This is a genomic window from Tolypothrix campylonemoides VB511288_2 (genome assembly GCF_045999855.1).
In the GTDB taxonomy this organism is placed as follows: Bacteria; Cyanobacteriota; Cyanobacteriia; order Cyanobacteriales; family Nostocaceae; genus Scytonema; species Scytonema bouteillei_A.
The window spans coordinates 193,257-211,071 of the sequence record NZ_JBFPMW010000012.1 but is presented as its reverse complement, the minus strand read 5'-3'; the positions used below and the strand labels follow the sequence as shown (position 1 = coordinate 211,071).

General features: G+C 43.3%; 13 protein-coding genes. 10 read left to right on the top strand and 3 right to left on the bottom strand.

The features are described 5' to 3' along the window. The first annotated feature begins 94 nt into the window (after positions 1-94). The 4 genes from AB0756_RS29745 (at position 95) to AB0756_RS29730 (ending at position 9,019) form a co-directional block, all read left to right on the top strand. Entirely contained in the window at positions 95-652 is a 558-nt protein-coding gene (locus tag AB0756_RS29745; protein WP_038076032.1) for a sugar O-acetyltransferase, read from the top strand. Positions 653-1,241: 589 nt separating this feature from the next. Then, the gene (locus AB0756_RS29740; RefSeq protein ID WP_038076035.1) at positions 1,242-6,761 is read left to right on the top strand and encodes a trifunctional serine/threonine-protein kinase/ATP-binding protein/sensor histidine kinase; all 5,520 of its coding nucleotides are present in this window, start codon (positions 1,242-1,244) and stop codon (positions 6,759-6,761) included. Positions 6,762-6,972: 211 nt separating this feature from the next. Further along, the gene (rbsK, locus tag AB0756_RS29735; protein ID WP_038076038.1) at positions 6,973-7,893 is read left to right on the top strand and encodes a ribokinase; all 921 of its coding nucleotides are present in this window, start codon (positions 6,973-6,975) and stop codon (positions 7,891-7,893) included. A 202-nt stretch (positions 7,894-8,095) separates the two neighbouring features. Further along, positions 8,096-9,019, top strand: coding sequence for a nucleoside hydrolase (locus tag AB0756_RS29730; RefSeq protein WP_038076041.1), 924 nt, complete (start codon positions 8,096-8,098; stop codon positions 9,017-9,019). Between the two features lie 271 nt (positions 9,020-9,290). Here AB0756_RS29730 and AB0756_RS29725 read toward each other — a convergent pair whose 3' ends face one another. Further along, a complete protein-coding gene (locus AB0756_RS29725) occupies positions 9,291-9,842 on the bottom strand; it encodes an NUDIX hydrolase (protein WP_038076043.1) in 552 nt (183 codons plus the stop codon). A gap of 160 nt (positions 9,843-10,002) precedes the next feature. Between AB0756_RS29725 and AB0756_RS29720 the strand changes: the two genes are divergently transcribed. From AB0756_RS29720 to AB0756_RS29700, 5 genes are all read left to right on the top strand, one after another. Continuing rightward, positions 10,003-11,055 (top strand): dipeptide epimerase, encoded by a 1,053-nt coding sequence (locus tag AB0756_RS29720; RefSeq protein WP_038076046.1) that lies wholly within the window; start codon positions 10,003-10,005, stop codon positions 11,053-11,055. After that, entirely contained in the window at positions 11,039-12,082 is a 1,044-nt protein-coding gene (locus AB0756_RS29715; protein WP_038076049.1) for a DUF1611 domain-containing protein, read from the top strand. The genes AB0756_RS29720 and AB0756_RS29715 overlap by 17 nt, the downstream gene beginning before the upstream one ends. Positions 12,083-12,084: 2 nt before the next feature. Continuing rightward, a complete protein-coding gene (locus AB0756_RS29710; protein WP_038076052.1) occupies positions 12,085-12,903 on the top strand; it encodes an Rpn family recombination-promoting nuclease/putative transposase in 819 nt (272 codons plus the stop codon). Positions 12,904-13,162: 259 nt separating this feature from the next. Continuing rightward, positions 13,163-14,908, top strand: coding sequence for a M48 family metalloprotease (locus tag AB0756_RS29705; protein WP_038076054.1), 1,746 nt, complete (start codon positions 13,163-13,165; stop codon positions 14,906-14,908). Between the two features lie 52 nt (positions 14,909-14,960). Beyond that, positions 14,961-15,731: a COP23 domain-containing protein gene (locus AB0756_RS29700; RefSeq protein WP_038076057.1), complete on the top strand. Its 771-nt coding sequence runs from the start codon at positions 14,961-14,963 to the stop codon at positions 15,729-15,731. A gap of 246 nt (positions 15,732-15,977) precedes the next feature. Here the strand turns inward: AB0756_RS29700 and AB0756_RS29695 are convergent, their stop codons facing one another. Beyond that, positions 15,978-16,433, bottom strand: a complete 456-nt coding sequence (locus AB0756_RS29695) for a Spy/CpxP family protein refolding chaperone (protein WP_038076060.1) — start codon at positions 16,431-16,433, stop codon at positions 15,978-15,980. Between the two features lie 317 nt (positions 16,434-16,750). On the opposite strand from AB0756_RS29695, the gene AB0756_RS29690 reads away from it, so the two are divergent. Next, positions 16,751-17,272: a MarR family winged helix-turn-helix transcriptional regulator gene (locus AB0756_RS29690; protein ID WP_038076064.1), complete on the top strand. Its 522-nt coding sequence runs from the start codon at positions 16,751-16,753 to the stop codon at positions 17,270-17,272. Positions 17,273-17,390: 118 nt separating this feature from the next. Here AB0756_RS29690 and AB0756_RS29685 read toward each other — a convergent pair whose 3' ends face one another. Beyond that, entirely contained in the window at positions 17,391-17,702 is a 312-nt protein-coding gene (locus AB0756_RS29685; RefSeq protein WP_038076067.1) for a DUF4278 domain-containing protein, read from the bottom strand. Positions 17,703-17,815: the final 113 nt, after the last annotated feature.

Sequence of the window (17,815 nt, the reverse complement as noted above, 5' to 3'; positions counted from 1 at the left end):
ACTAAAAACTTCTCAGACATTCTCTCACAAGTCTTTAAAATTATTCATAAATCGTTTATGCTTCCTATAGTTGTTAAAATATAATGATTATCAAATGACAAAGACAGAAAAACAGAAAATGCTTTCAGGCGAGCTATATCTTGCTTCAGACCAAGAACTCCTGAATGAGAGAAAAAGAGCAACTCGTCTTTTGAGAATGTATAATTCAACAACAGAAGAACAAGAGGAAGAGCGATCGCAAATCCTGCAAGAATTATTTGGTGAAATAGGACAAGGGATAGCAATTACACCGCCATTCTACTGCGATTATGGTAAAAATATTTACGCTGGCAACGAAGTCTATATGAATTTTGGCTGTGTCATTTTAGACTGCAACACAGTTCATATTGGCAACAACGTTTTATTCGCTCCCTATGTTCAGATTTATACAGCGCATCATCCGACAGCACCAGACATTCGGCTTTCAGGTAAAGAACTGGCATCTCCAATTAGAATTGGTAACAATGTTTGGATTGGAGGTAATGCCATTATTTGTCCCGGCGTGACTATTGGTGATAATACTACTATTGGTGCGGGGAGTGTCGTGACAAAAGATGTACCTGCCAATGTTGTCGCTGTTGGCAATCCCTGTAGGGTTATCAGACAGTTATGATTTGAAGTGACCCCTCCTAAACGGTAGCCACGCTCACTCTCGTTCAGTAGGGGTCTTAAACCCTTGTTCCCTATCTCCTATGTCCAAAGGACACGCTTCGCGTTGCCTTCTGCTATGCCCAAAGGGCTGTACGATCGTTCTCAGAGAACAGGAGCCAGAATTCCCATGACTCATAGCTACCTCCAGCAAGGCTGCCTTTCCCGATAAATTCAAGAGAAATCCATTTGGCTCGCTCGATTTTTTATAAACAGGGATTAGGTCTAAATCGATCGAGCTAGAAACACTGATATAAAATGATTCATGAATTAAAACGATAATACTGAATAATGCAGCCTTTTAATTGCTTAATAAATTGAGCATGAGAAAGACTAACAAAGTTCGACTACCTAAGTTTGATTAAATAATCAAGCGTAATCAAGCGGAAATTTATGAATGCTCGGTACACAATTTTTAAAGAATATCTGAAAGCCAGATAGGATATACTTTTCCAGACAACTTGTATAATTTGACAATTTCATAGGCTCAAGGCTTTTGTTAGACAAGATGATGTGCTGGGAATTTTAACTTTAAGTAGTTGTCGTAAAAAGTTATGAGCGCAAAAGTTGATGGAACTGTAAAAATCACTGGGTACCAAATCAAAGAGCAAATATACTCAGGTTTGCGGACTCAAGTGTATCGGGCTATCAGAGAATCTCTTTGCCAAGCAGTTGTCATCAAACTTTTAAAACGAGAATACCCTACCTTCAGCGAACTCGTACAGTTTCGCAACCAATATACGCTTGCTAAAAACCTAGATATTCCAGGCATCATCAAACCCTACAGCTTGGAAACCTATCAAAATGGCTATGCCCTAGTGATGGAGGACTATGGTGGCATTTCCTTGCGGGAATTGAGCAAAGGACGACCGCTGAGTTTGGAGCAGTTTTTCCCCATTGCGCTGCAAGTCACAGACACTTTACACCAGATCCATCAACAGCGCGTCATTCACAAAGATATTAAGCCAGCCAATATCCTGATTCATCCTCAAACCGGAGAAGTTAAGCTCATTGACTTCAGTATTGCCTCGCTGCTCCCACGAGAAACCCAGGAAATTCATTGCATCAACGGGCTCGAGGGAACGCTGTTTTATCTCTCGCCAGAGCAAACCGGACGGATGAACCGAGGCATTGACTACCGCAGCGACTTCTATTCATTAGGCGTGACTTTCTTTGAATTGCTGAGCGGACAACTGCCCTTTGAGTCCCGCGAACCGATGGAGTTGGTCCATTGCCATATCGCCAAAAATCCTGACTCTATCTGTAACATCAATCTCCAAATCCCTTTGATGCTGGGAGAGATCGTCTGCAAGTTGATGGCGAAGAATGCTGAAGACCGCTATCAGAGTGCTCTCGGGCTCAAACATGACTTAGTCAAGTGTTTGGAACAGTGGCGAGATAATACGAGCAAACATCATTGGTTTGAGCTAGGACAGCGCGATCTGAGCGATCGCTTTCTCATCAGAGAAAAACTCTACGGACGGGAATCGGAAGTAAATGCGTTACTAGAGGCATTTGGTCATGTTGCCAATGGTGGCACCGAACTGATGCTGGTAGCAGGTTTCTCTGGCATTGGCAAAACCGCAGTCGTCAATGAAGTACATAAACCAATCGTCAGGTGGAACGGCTATTTCATCAAGGGCAAGTTCGACCAGTTCAACCGCAATATTCCTCTATCTGCTTTTGTGCAAGCCTTTCGCGATTTGATACGACAGTTGCTCAGTGAAAGCGATACCCAACTACAGCAATGGCAGAACAAGATATTAGACGCCGTTGGCGAGAACGGGCAACTCCTGCTTGAGGTGATTCCCGAACTCGAGCAGATCGTCGGCAAACAGCCCCAAGGCCCCGAACTATCAGCGAGTGCTGCACAGAACCGTTTCTATCTACTGTTCCAAAAGTTCATTCAAGTCTTTACAACAGCAGAGCATCCGCTGACGATCTTTCTTGATGACTTGCAATGGGCGGATTCGGCATCGCTCAATTTGCTTAAGCTGTTGATGGCGACAAGTGATGGTCACGGCGATCGGGGAGGGGGTTATCTGTTCGTAATTGGCGCATACCGCGATAACGAAGTGTTTGCGGCGCATCCACTCATGTTAACTCTTGATGAAATTGAAAAGGCATCTGCCCGCGTCAATACTCTCACCCTAACAGCCTTAACTCAAGCAGATGTCAATCATTTGATTGCCGATTCCCTCAGTTGTGCAACACAACAGGCACTCCCCTTGACAGAGTTAGTTTATCAAAAAGCCAAAGGCAATCCCTTTTTCACGACGCAGTTTCTCAAAGCGCTGCATGAGGATGGGCTGATAACCTTTAATTGGGAGGTGGGTTGCTGGCAATGTGATGTAGCACAGGTACGATCGCTTGCGCTCACCGATGATGTGGTGGAATTTATGGCACAACAGCTTCAGAAATTGCCACCCAACACTCAAGAGATATTAAAACTGGCAGCCTGTATTGGCAATCAGTTTGATTTGGAGACATTGGCGATCGTGTCGGAAAAATTGCAGATAGAAACTGCTTCCGACTTGTGGAAAGCATTGCAAGAGGGATTTATCATTCCTATCAATGAGGTTTACAAGTTTTATCAGGAATCAGAATTAACAATTGAGAATTCACTTCAGATAAGGCATACTCCGGAGTCGTGGCTGCTCGCTCCTAAGTCGTGTGGTTACAAATTCTTGCACGATCGCGTCCAGCAAGCAGCTTATTTCCTGATTCCAAAAGCACAAAAACAAGTCGCTCACTTAAAAATTGGACAACTCTTACTTGCTTATACGCCTGCTGCCAAACTTGACGAAAAATTGTTTGAAATTGTCAATCAACTTAATATCGGCAGAGCCCTCATTGTCAATTTATCCGAGCAAATAGAACTCGCCCAACTGAATCTTAAAGCCGGACAAAAAGCCAGAGCCGCAACAGCTTATACAGCTGCATTTGAGTATTGTACCACAGGCATTGCCTTGTTAGCTGAGGATATGTGGCAAACGCAGTATGAGTTAACCTTAGCCCTTTACGAAACTGCAACTGAAACCGCTTACCTAAGCGGTCAGTTTGAACAGATGAAACAATTGGCGACAGTCATTGCAGAAAAATCTAGAAATCTGTTGGATACGGTTAAAGTCTATGAAGTTCAAATTCAAGCGGCTCAAGCCCAACATCAACTTACAGAAGCCGTGGACATTGCCCTGAAGATTGTAGAGCGTTTGGGAACGAGTTTTCCGGAGCACCCCAGTCAATCAGATATTGCACGGGCGTTTGAAGCAACTCAATCGCTTCTGGCCCGAAGGCAACCACTGGACTTAATAACTCTGCCTCAGATGACAGACCCTAATAAGTCAGCAGTTGTAAGAATTCTTGCGGCTGTCTCTGGTGCGGCTTTTGTTGTGACTCCAACGCTGTTACCGTTTATTGTCCTCGAACAGGTCAATTTGTCCGTTCAATATGGCAATACCTCATTTTCTGCAATTGGGTATGCCTACTATGGAATGATACTTTGCGGGATGCTAGGAGAGATTGATTTTGGCTATGAGTGTGCTCAACTCGCACTTTTGTTGCTCGAACATTTTAATGCCAAAGAACTCAAGTCCAGAGTCTATGTCGCAATTCATTGTAGTGTATGGCATTGGAAAGAGCCGCTTAAGAACTCTTTAGCGTACCTCCGAGAAGGCTACCAAGTTGGATTGGAAACAGGAGATTTAGAATCTGCTGCCACGTGCGGACTCTTTTACATTATGTATTGTTGGTTTATGGGCAAGGAACTCAGCGTGCTCTCACTTGAGAGCGCTGCATTCGGAGATCGGTTCGCTCACCTCAACCAAGAAAGTGTTATCAGTCCTCTGAGCGTTTTTCAGCAAGCCATTTTGAATACAATCGACAATGGTGCCGAACCTTGGCACCTTACTGGAAATGTCTTTAATCGAGAGAAAATTGTGCCAGTCCTCCAGCGTTTGGGCGCTCAAACTGCACTGTACTATTTCTACGCCAGCCAACTGGGTCTGTGTTATCTGTTTGGCAAGTTCGATTTGGCTGTGGAAGCCGCCCTCGCCGCCGAAAATTATATAGGTGGTGTGACAGGCTTATTCATAGTTCCAGTGTTCTACACCTATGATTCTCTAGCCCACCTGGCAATCTATTCTCAGGTTGGCGAAGCACAACAGCAACACATTCTTCAACGGGTGGCGAAAAATCAGGAAAAGATGAAAAAGTCGGCTGACCGTGCTTTGGAAAATTACCTGCACAAATTTTATTTAGTTGAAGCCGAGCGACACCGAGTTTTAGGGCACAAATCAGAAGCTTTAGAATCTTACGATCTCGCCATTGCGCTGGCTCAAAAACACGGCTATATCCAAGAAGAAGTGCTGGCCAATGAACTGGCTGCTCAATTTTACCTCGATTGGGGCAAACAGCCCGTTGCTCAGTCATATATCACCCAAGCCTACTATGGCTATGCACGTTGGGGCGCTAAAGCCAAAGTCGCCGACCTGGAACGACGCTATCCCCAGTTTCTCGCTCCCATATTACAGCAAACCCGTTCTCCCCTCTCCGCTCACGAAACTATTTTCACATTGGGGAGTGTCACCGGAACCAGTTCTGCTACTTCTACTAGTAGTGGTGTCTCTGGTGCTTTAGATTTAGCGACCATTCTCAAAGCTTCCCAAACTCTTTCTGGGGAAATCGAACTCGAAAAACTTCTCTTTGCATTGCTGCATATCGTTATTGAAAATGCCGGAGCCGATAAGTGTGCGTTCATGCTGTTGGAGTCCGGTAGTTTGGTGATTCAGGCACTCGCAGAGCTTTCGGTTGCAGTCACATCGCTGCAAAACAAAGGAAGTACTCACATCAATTTTTCCCCAATGTTGCTCAATCCAGAGCCTGTAGAAAGCTCTCAAGATGTACCCGTTTGCTTAATTCATCAGGTCAAACGCAGTTTACAACCTGCGGTCATTCATGATGCCACAGTGCATCCTCTATTAATCAACGATCCCTATATTCAGCGACAGCTGCCCAAAAGTCTCTTGTGCAGCCCGATTTTGCATCAGGGTAAGTTGCTGGGCGTATTGTACTTGGAAAACAAGTTAGCTATTGGAGCGTTTACACGCGCTCGCGTCGAACTGCTGAACTTACTTTGCGCTCAAGTCGCCATCTCTTTAGAAAACGCCCGACTCTATGCTCGAGAACAGCAAAAATCTCTCGATTTACAACAAGCATTAAACGATTTGCAAAACGCTCAATTACAAATTGTGCAAAGTGAAAAAATGTCAGCACTGGGCAACTTAGTCGCTGGTGTCGCTCACGAAATGAATAATCCCCTCGGTTTTATCGCCGCCAGTCTCAAACAAGCTCAACTCACTGTTGCCGATCTTGTCGCACATTTAAAACTCTATCAACAAAGTCTGCCCAATGCGAGCGAGCAAATCAAAGACCATGCTGCAGAAATCGACTTGGATTACAGTTTGGAAGACCTCCCCAAGATACTTGATTCGATGGGTCTGGCGTGCCTTCGGCTGACGAATATCAGTACCAGTCTCCGTACTTTCTCCCGTGCTGACAAAGATTATCCAGTGCTCTTTAATATCCACGAAGGCATAGACAGTACAATACTTATTCTCAAACACCGCCTCAAAGCCAATGAAACGCGTCCAGCTATTGAGGTGATAACCAAGTATGATAAATTACCCCAGGTCGAGTGTTTCCCCGGTCAGTTAAATCAGGTCTTTATGAATATTCTCGCCAATGCTATTGATGCATTAGAAGAGTCCAATAATGGACGCACTTTTGAGGAGATGAAAGCTCATCCGAAACGCATTCAAATTACCACTTCTGTTCAAGATAACCATGTGAATATTGCTATTGCTGATAATGGCAACGGTATGAATGAACAAGTCAAATCCAAAGTTTTTGACAGCTTATTTACAACAAAAGCTGTTGGTAAAGGGACTGGATTGGGATTGGCGATCGCTCATCAAATTGTTGTCGAAAAACACCACGGTTCGATCTTTGTGAATTCTACAGTAGGTGTGGGAACTGAATTTGTCATTACCTTACCTATTTATGCCAAGACTTAGCAAAGTCTGTTGCATTCATGACTGTAGATTCAATGCGATCGGTCAAAAAGGGCGATCGCGACCAAGTGCCAATCGCAACGCATACATAGAGACTCATCTTGAAGAATAAACTCCCAAAAACTTTATATTTAACAAAAATTAATAATTATCCGTATACAGGCAAAACATTTAAATTCATGATACTCCTCAAAAATCACTAAAAATCGAAATTATGAGCATTATCGTACTTGGCAGCATCAATATAGACTTAGTCGCAACAGCACCTCGCTTACCAGTTGCCGGAGAAACGCTGTTGGGACAGAATTTTTTTAAGGCACCAGGTGGTAAAGGCGCAAATCAAGCCGTTGCATTAGCAAGATTGGGAATTCCTACTCATATGGTAGGGCGTGTAGGAGGAGATAGTTTTGGTGAGGAACTCGTAAGTAGTTTGCAAGAATCTGGAGTGCAAACAGAGAATATATTCGTTGATGAAACGGTCAGTTCTGGGGTTGCCATTATTGCTGTAGATATAAGGGGTGAAAATCAAATTATTGTGATTCCCGGTGCCAACGGACACGTAAATGAGGAAGATATAAAACGGTTATCGCACTTGTTACCGGAAGCAACAGCACTGCTATTACAATTTGAAATTCCCATACCGACTGTTGTTTTAGCCGCCCGAGCAGCACAAGCGGCGGGAGTGACAGTGATACTCGATCCAGCACCTGCGAACAAAGATGTACCAAAAGAACTTTATCCATTTGTAGATATCATTACACCCAATGAAGTCGAAGCAGGACAACTCGTAGGTTTTCCCGTAGATGGGGAAGACTCAGCAAGAAAAGCAGCTACAGTGTTGCGACAATGGGGAGTCAAAAATGCCATTGTGAAACTAGGTTCTAAGGGAGTCGTTTGTGCAACAGCACAAACAACCTTTTTCGTACCTGCATTTCCAGTCCGCACCGTTGACACAACTGCTGCAGGGGATGCATTCAATGGTGGTTTAGCCGCAGCACTTCACCAAGGGCTTTCCTTACATCAAGCAGTGATTTGGGGTGCAGCCGCAGGTGCGATCGCCGCCACAAAACCGGGCGCACAGCCTTCACTTCCCGATAAAATAACGTTTGATACTTTTTTAATGGCTAATAGCTAATGGCTGATGGCTAATGGCTAATGGCTGATGGCTGATGGCTGATGGCTGATGGTGAGTCCAGCTCTTGCGGGCATAGCAGAAGGCAACGCGGAGTGTGTGCCTTGCACACAGCGTCTCCGTAAGGAAATACCCGAAGGGCTAATGGCTAATGGCTAATAGTTAATACAATTAGCAATTAGCAATTAGCCATTAGCAATTAGCAATTAACATTATGCTCGTATTAATGGATCACGATGGTGGTGTAGATGATTATTTAGCAACTATGTTGCTCATGACGATGGATAACGTGCAGCCTCTTGGCATCGTTGTTACTCCAGCCGATTGCTACGCGGAACCGGCTGTCAGTGCTACGCGTAAAATTCTAGATCTCATGGGATGCTCTCACGTTCCCGTTGCTGAAAGCACTGTACGTGGTATCAATCCTTTTCCCCGTCTCTATCGCCGCGATTCATTTATTGTTGACCATTTTCCAATCCTCAATCAAAACGAAACTATTTCTACACCCTTACTAGCAGAATCCGGTCAAGATTTTATGATACGGATGCTGCGAGAGTCTTCCGAACCTGTCACGTTAATGGTCACTGGTCCTTTAACGAATGTAGCTCATGCACTCGATACAGCACCAGAAGTGGAGGCAAAAATTCAACGTATTGTTTGGATGGGAGGTGCGCTGAATGTTTCTGGAAATGTGGAAAAAAATTGGGAACCGGGACAAGATGGTTCTGCCGAATGGAATGCCTACTGGGACCCGATTTCTGTTGCCAGAGTGTGGCGATCGCAAATTGAAATTATCATATGTCCCCTAGATTTAACCAACGACGTACCCGTAACATCGGACATAGTCTACAAGATGGGGAAACAAAGACAACACCCCGTATCCGATTTGGCGGGACAATGTTACGCACTCGTCATTCCCCAGGATTATTATTTTTGGGATGTGCTAGCCACAGCTTACCTGGCTCACCCAGAATTTTACGAACTGCGGGAGTGGGAAACAGAAATTGTGACAGTGGGTTTGAGTCAGGGACGTACTAAGGTAGTTTCTGGAGGCCGTAAGATTTACGCAATGGATGAAGTAGATAAAGAGGCTTTTTACTCTTATATTTTGCAACAGTGGGCAAGATGAATTTTAGATTTTGGATTTTGCATTGATTTTGCAAATAATGTATGAGTGATTGGATTTGGGACGGGAGAATTATTCCCAAATCCAAGTTTTATAAGCTGTTGTGCATATAATTTGCCGATTCTCAGGCTTGGGAAAAATGAGTCAAAACCTACTCTCTGGTTCCCCTCTCTCCCGCTCGGTCAACATGAGAAAATTCAAGTCAGCACAGCTAGCTTACACCCCAGGATTTTTCAAACACCCTTTAAGGCAAGAAGGGGTTAGAAAAGCGGATTTAGTATTTCAAAAAATTTAACCCCAAGCACAAAGCCGCAACAGTTCCAGCAACACAAATTTCTCCTCGAATAATTTTTTCTCTGACTGATTCTGTAGGAATTAAAAGAACTTCAATTTCTTCTGTAATATCTAAATTTTGGCTTCCCACTTTTGTGACATTTTCTGCTAAAAATAAATGTATTTGATTGGTATCTTTGCTAGGTTTATCGTAAAGTGTTGATATCTTGGTGACTCGTTGGGCAAAATAACCCGTTTCTTCTTGAAGTTCTCTGATGGCTGCTGTTTCAGCACTTTCTTGTGCTGGGTCAAAACTTCCTGCAGGAAGTTCAATGAAAAACTCACCCACTGCATGCCTGTATTGACGGACAAAAATAATTTCCCTGTTGCTAGTAATGGGTAATATCAGAGCAACTTCCTGTTTCAAATTAACAAAATAATCGTCTATAATTTTACCATTAGGTAACTGTAGCTTATCTTGCCTGACTTTACACCAATAATGGTCTAAAACCATTGTTGAGTGCAAAATTTTCCATTTTTGTAAGTTGGTCATAGATATTCAGGATAAAGAATGAAGAAGAAAACATGAAATATTTTATACCTTATCCTTCACACTTTATCTTTCAATTGAACACGGCAGTCATGCGATCGCTCAGAAGCCAGTGTTCCCTTCTGCCATCTGTCATTTGCCCTCTGCCTTTCTTAATAAAATTATGCAAATAGAAGTAGAGACATTCACTGTAAACAAGCGCTTTCCTTTAACTATCAGTCGCGGTACAACGGCAAAGACAACAAATTTATGGGTAAAGATTTTGCACGATGGTATAGAAGGGTGGGGAGAAGCATCGCCTTTTGGTGTCGGGACGTCTCCACAATCAACAGAGATCATCAAGAACGCTTTACTGCAAGTTTTACCTGTTTTACAAAAATTTAGCCCCTTGCAAAAGCAAGCAATTGATGCGGTGTTGAATCAATCGCGCATTCCTTCATCTGCCAAAGCAGGGTTAGATATAGCCATGCATGATTGGTTGGGAAAACAAGTGGGGCTACCTCTATGGCAATTATGGGGACTCGATCGCAGTTATATTGTACATACATCAGTCACTATTGGTATTAACTCTCCTGAAGGCGCAAGGGCTAGGGCGCGAGATTGGTTGCAATTTACTGATGTCCGTGTTTTTAAGGTAAAGTTGGGAAATCCGGATGGTATTGCGGCAGATAGAAAAATGTTATTAGCAGTGCGAGAGGAAGCACCAGATCGAGAATTGTACGTTGATGCGAATGGGGGTTGGAGTTTGGAAGATGCAGTACAAATGTGCAATTGGTTGGCGGAAGTGGGTATAAAGTATGTAGAGCAACCGCTGCAAAAAGGTCAGGAAGAAAGGTTAGGCAACCTCAAGAAGCAAACTTCTCTACCTATCTTTGTTGATGAAAGTTGCTTCACGAGTTCGGATATTCCCAAATTAGCAAACTACGTAGATGGAATTAATATCAAATTGATGAAGTCTGGAGGCTTGACAGAAGCAATGCGGATGGTACATACAGCACGGGCGCATGGGTTGCAAGTGATGTTTGGTTGCTATTCCGACAGCACGCTAGCCAATACAGCAGCGCTACAGCTTGCTCCATTGGCTGACTATCTGGACTTAGACAGTCATCTCAATCTTATAGATGACCCCTTTACAGGCGCAATCTTGCAAGGGGGGAGAGTGTTACCAAACGATTTACCAGGGTTGGGGGTACAACGCAGTGCGTCTGGCGCTTAATCAAAGAGTTGCAATTTTATTGCACGAAGGAATCCAAGGAAGGCAAGGCAAAACCGGGCTCGCACTTTTACGCTATAGTGAAGCCTCGATAGTAGCAGCGATTGACCGCCAATGTGCGGGTAAATCTTTGTTGGAGTTAACGGGTATCAAGCGTGATGTACCGATAGTCTCATCGGTAGCAGAATCGCTGGAGTACAAACCGCAAGTTTTGGTTATTGGTATCGCCCCTAAAGGAGGGACTGTACCGGATGATTATTGGCATGAAATCAAAGATGCTGTCATCGCTGGAATGTCAATAGTGAACGGTTTGCACACGCCACTGTCAACAATGACAGAGTTAAAGGCATTGCTAAAACCGGGACAAGTCATCTGGGATGTACGGAAAGAACCACCCAATCTGGGCGTAGCTTCTGGAATAGCACGAACTTTACCCTGTCGTCGGGTCTTGACTGTGGGAACCGATATGGCCGTAGGTAAGATGTCAACAAGTTTGGAGTTAAACTGGGCGTCACGACTGCGAGGATTGCGTTCTAAATTTTTGGCAACAGGGCAAACAGGTTTAATGTTGGAAGGAGATGGGGTACCGCTAGATGCCGTGAGGGTGGATTATGCTGCTGGTGCGGTGGAACAAATGGTTGTGCGTTACGGTCAAAATTACGACATTTTACATATTGAAGGACAAGGTTCGCTGCTGCACCCTGGTTCTACAGCAACTTTGCCCTTAATACGTGGTTCGCAACCGACGCAAATGATATTAGTCCATCGTGCGGGACAAACTGAGGTATCTAGTGGTGGCGTGTTTATTCCACCCCTACCAGAAGTTGTTCGGCTGTATGAGACTGTCGCCCGTGCAGGAGGCGCTTTTGCAGCCGTACCTGTTGCAGGGATTGCCCTAAATACTAGACATTTGGATGAGCCCGCAGCTAAAGACGCGATCGCATCTGTGGAAGCAGAAACTCATCTTCCCTGTACAGATCCCGTTCGTTTTGGTGCTGGTAAGTTGTTGGATGCAGTGATGAAGGCTTAGAAATGACAGCAGATCCACTCTTCTATGAAATCTTTAAAGAAATTCCGGAGTTATTTTTTGAATTAATTGGCAGTTCGGAAAAAGACCCAAGTATTTACAAATTTAGCGCCCAAGAAATTAAACAAAGAGGATTTCGTTTAGATGGGCTGCTTTCAACTCCCGATACTTATCCAGATGAACCCATCTATTTTATTGAGGCACAGTCTTATAAAGATGATAATTTCTACAACCAGTTTGTTGCAAAAGTCATTCTTTATTTAACCCAATATCAACCACCTAATAAGCAATGGTACGCTGTCATTATTTATAATAAGAAAAGTCATGAAGGAAACTTTCCAGAATATTTAAGTTTTTTTAAACAGCACTTACTTTGCTTCTATCTTGATGAGTTGGCGAAAACTCCCAATCAATCATTGGCTGTGGGAGTCATGCGGTTAATAGTGGAAAAGAAAACTCCAGAAAAAACTGGAGAACTTGCCAGACAACTCATGAGTCAAGCCGAACAAGAGTTAACTAGTGCCATCTTGAAGGAAAAAGTTTTAGAATTTATTCAAACAGTGGTTATTGACAAGTTTACTAACTTGAGTCTGGAGGAAATAGCAGCTATGCTGGGTTTAGAGTCATTGAAAAATACCAGAGTTTACCAAGAAGCAAAACAAGAAGGTATACAAGAAGGTATACAAGAAGGTATACAAGAAGGTATACAGAAAAATAAGATAGAAATGATACCAGTCTTATTAGATCTGGGGTTAACGATTGAGCAGACGGCTGAACGTTTAAAGTTGGATGTAGAAACTGTCAGAAAACACGTTCAACAGTAAAATTCCAGCGATCGTCAGGTTTTAGGAAGGGTGCTTTCGATCGAAGCGTCCTAATTTCAGCATTTATCTCACAAGAAGTTGGGGAGCTTGTCAAACTCAAGCGATCGCAATTCATAAGCTAGACTGCCCAATTATGAAGATTAGTTAAAAAAAGGCGCGATCGCCATAAACCTTGAAAAAGAAACGGCATTACCCTGTGCTTATTTAAGCAATTGCTCATACAGTTAATAAAGAGCTTTTTGCATAGGTTGGATCGACCATGAAACGCAGATGGAAGTCACTGCTACTATCAGCTAGTTGGGTACTACTTTCCATAGGAACATCTATTGTCATTATCCTCACCCATCCCCTAATCTCACCTGCAAAAGAACCCGCAGCGTCTACTACTGAAACGACTAAGACCCCTACTCCAAATCAGTCCCCAGTCGTCATTCCAGAGGGGACGGAGACAAATAAGCCTGTCGTTGTCCCAACAGCAACGGAGACGAAGAAGCCAACTGAGCCAACACAACCAACGCCCTCGCCAGAAGCAACCGATCCAAAGAAACCAACGGATTCCAAGGAACCAACACCCTCAGAGGACAAAAAGTCTGAGTCAGCCGCAGAACCTGCACCCACCCCTGAAGAAGTTGCGCGTCAGCAAAAACTGATAGAAGCGGATAAGCTTTACCAATCGGGACAAATTGCTGCTGCAGAAAAACTTTATCGTGAAGCAAAAGAACCTTTTGCCAAATCCTCCGAGGCTCAACAGCGCAAAGAAGCAATTGTTGACCCCGCACAATTATCTCCTGGGGGTAAAGTTTACTGGCGGGAAGCAGAAGCGGGAATTGCCAGTCAGTTGTACACCAGAACTATGGTACCGTTGGAGCTTTTGGTTCAGCAGTATCCCGAATTTATTCCCGGTCACATCAAATATGCTGAAGTCCTTAAAAAGGACAACCAAGAGAAAAAAGCATTGGATGTCTTGGAACGTGCGGCGACGCTCTATCCCAATCAACCGGATTTGATTAGAGCAAGAGTTGCTGCACTTGCAGAAGCTAGAAAATGGATGGAAGCTTCCTTAGCCGCACGTCAATTTGCTCTGTTGAATCCAAATAATCCCCAAGCGCCTGAGTTTACAGAACTAGCGGAGACACATCTCAAGCGTTACAAATCACATATTAGGGCAAAAGTGAGAGGAAACACAATTGCCAATATCATCACTGGAGCCTTGGGTTATGCCGTAACGGGTAGTCTTCTCGGTCCGTTTACTGCTCTTGATTCTACCATCATGCTCATGCGCGGCGAAAAATCTGTCGGCGAGTCAGTGGCAAAGCAGGCGCGAAAGCAAATGGATTTGGTTAAAGATCCGGCAATTTTAGGATATGTGGATGAAATCGGTCAAAAGCTTGCCAAGGTTTCCGGACGGAATGACTTTAAATACGAGTTTTTTGTTTTACCTGAAGAAAGTTTGAACGCTTTTGCACTCCCTGGTGGTAAGGTGTTTATTCATGCAGGTGCGATCGCTAAAACCAAATCAGAAGCAGAATTAGCTGGATTGATCGGTCACGAACTCTCCCATGTTGTTCTTTCCCACGGTTTTCAACTTGCCACTCAAGGAAACCTCATTGGCAATTTAACTCAATATATTCCCTATGGCGGTACTCTCGGGCAACTATTTACCATGAGTTACAGTCGGGATATGGAACGCCAAGCAGATACTCTTGGTACGCGTCTCATTGTTGCATCAGGATATGCTGCTGATGGTTTGAGGAACTTAATGGTGACACTGGATAAAGAGCAAAAATACAAACCTCCCCAGTGGTTATCTTCTCACCCAGGCGGTAACGAGCGAGTTCGCTATTTAGAAAACCTGATTTCACAAAATCAATATAACCGTTACACCTATGAGGGGGTAGCGCATCACCTGGACATTCAGCAAAAGGCAAAACAGATACTCAAAGAGCAAAAAGAAAAAAAAGAACGTCTTCGGAAAAAAAAAGACAGGATTGATGAATCAAAATGACACATTTGATCGTCAATGAAAGTATCAAGTCCCTACTCTGAACCAACGTAATATGTTATCCCAATCTCTAAAGATTTTATTTTTTAGCGGTCTTGGTTTATCTTTGCTCTTAAACCCTTCAACCGCATTTGCCCAATCCCGCAGTGGTGATGTCGTTGTACCAGTAGAACCGGGTAATGGTTCGGTGACACCAAGCACGGGAACGGGTAGTTCAACGACAAGTACATCAACAACTAGCGATCGCGGTGTACGTTTTAGCTGTCGCTACCATAACGGTAATTATACTGTGATGTACAATCCAGAAGCTTTTCCTGGTGAATACTTTCCTTGGGCAACTCCCAAAACTTTAGGCGGCGGTTGGAATGCAGAACAGCGCTGCAACGAAATTGCCAGACGTTTGGAATCTTACCGTCCTGATGGCTTGGTAGAACTTAAGTCAGCAGTAGAGAACGGAGAAAACACTGTTTGTGTGACCACCGATGCTAGACCCAGTTGTCGAATTGTACTGACAGTACCTCGCGGTCAAGATCCCGATGTTGTCCGCAATGGCATCTTCCAGAACCTCCTAACTGCTGATAACGGCAATCAAACGACTGCTGTCAATACCTTCACAGGTCGTGGCGGCGATCTCAGCAATATAGGTCAAATCTTTGGTGTTAAAAAACCTACTGCATCTTCATCAAAAGCACCTATCAATCTAAAGCCTTTCCTCTCTCCTGCTGATGGAGGTACCGGAACTAAACTCAGTAATGGTGTTAAGCTTCCTAACTCACAATCTAAACCTCAAAATGGAACTCGCTTGAATCCTAACAAACTTCGTTAAAAAGCAGTCATAAATCATTTTCTAAGGAACAAGATCCCCAATTTTTAAGAATCGGGGATCTGAGTTTTTTAAACTCTTTTTAAGTCTGAGAAGCCCTATTTGCTAATAATTTTAGCAATATTTGCTATTTACAGATGTAAGAGATGAGGCATTTAATCTTGAGGGGTGGAGGGGGAGAATTTGACTCATTTTTCCAACGTTCTTGAAGCATAAATGAGAGGAAAGCTATCGAATGCTTCTTGGTTTTTAACTTCTGGGAGAACGGTTATTTTGCATTTTTTCTATACGATTGCGTAGTTTTTCTTGTTGTTCGCTAGTCAGAACTTCAGAGATTTTTTGTTTTTCTGATTCCATGACTTCCTGCATTTTTTGTTTTTGCTCGTCAGATAAATTTATTGACCGTATTGCTTCTGGTGGTTTTTTACCTGCTTGAACGGCTTTTTGTACGGTATTGCGTTGTTCATCTGTTAGAATTTCCTCGATTTGAGCGCGAGAATCTTCTTGAATTTCTTTCAATTTGTCCTTTTGGTCGTCGCTAAGGTTAAGCTCTTGAAACTCTGGCGGTCCTTGTTCGTTGGCGGGAAAACCTTGTCTTCCGGGAAATTGTCCTTGGCTTGGGGGGAATTGTGCCTGTATTGCAGACGCAGTTGTCATAATAACTGCTGTAGAAAGAATTATTAGCGATAGAAACTTGAATTTCATGGGTATTTTGGGACATTTTTACAAGGAACCTCTTTTTGTGTTCCATATTTTCATCGTATGAAATCCCCATTCAATTCACATGGTACTGTATCTCTAATTTTATCTGGTGCTTTAGTCCTAGAACTTCGGTACTGTCTTCAAGAAGAGGTACGAAATCTAGTTTTTCAAAGTAGTGTAACTCGCTTGAGATACTGTAGGCGTAGAGACGTGCCGTGACGCGTCTTTACAATTAATATCCCCAGTCTTTTGGTTAATGACCGCTTAGAACCCTGAATGCGCTACTCTATAGTTAGTCGCCTAATGGAATAATTGAGATTGTGGCTATTGTGCGTTCCTTTGTCGATCGCGTTGTCGATCTTTCTACCTTACAAAATCTTGCCCAACGTTATTCTGAGCTAGATGTTGCTTCTGTGGAAGCGTGTTTGGCATTTTTGCGAGCAACCGTAGATGTACAAGTGGCGTTAGAGACGCATTTTGCTCGCTATGGTTTATCAATGGGCAAATTTACGCTGTTAATGCAACTGTTGCAGGCAAATGAACAAGGACTAACACCCTCTGAATGTGCAGAACGTTCTGGAGTCACTCGTGCTACTATTACAGGACTGTTAGACGGACTAGAAAGGGACGGATTAGTAGAACGACAACCATGTCCCAATGACCGCAGGATGTTAAGCGTTCACCTTACAGACAAAGGGCATACGCTCATGGCTCAAATGCTACCCGATCACTTCTGTCGCACAACTGGATTGATGGCACATCTAAATAATGACGAAAAGAAAACTCTGATTCAGCTTTTACAGAAATTACAGGCTGGTACTTCAGCGATGCTTGAGCCTTAGTTAACTGTAACCTGAATCCACTAAATATCAAGCAATGCCTAGATATGCTTAGATTTTAATTAACGGTACAGACTGGTTTAGATTTGAAATTTTGGATTGAAGATTCAAAATTTCAAATCTAAAATTCAGTCAGCGGCGACTGTGTATCAACTTGTAACGAATTTATCGATTGATTAATTAAGGTAACTTCTCCCCGTGCATTTCTATTTACCAAGTAGTTAATTCCTCGATAGCTCAATTTATAAGTTGCTGGTGGTAAAGGAACTTCTACAGGCTTGGCATTGGGATTAACACGATAAGTAACACCACGATAAATCAAATTATAAGCTGAGCTAACCATAGGTGCTGGTTGAAAAGGTTTTTCTGTTGTTCTGCTGGCAATTTTTGAGGAATTTAATTCGTAGCTGAGACCGCGATAGTAAAGTTTCATATTTCGCCTCGTGAATCAAAATGTAGTTATTTGTGTAATGAAAGTATCGATCGAGAGTTAAGACTCCATACTCTTGTTAAATTATGAAAATTAACTTAGCTAATTAACTTCAT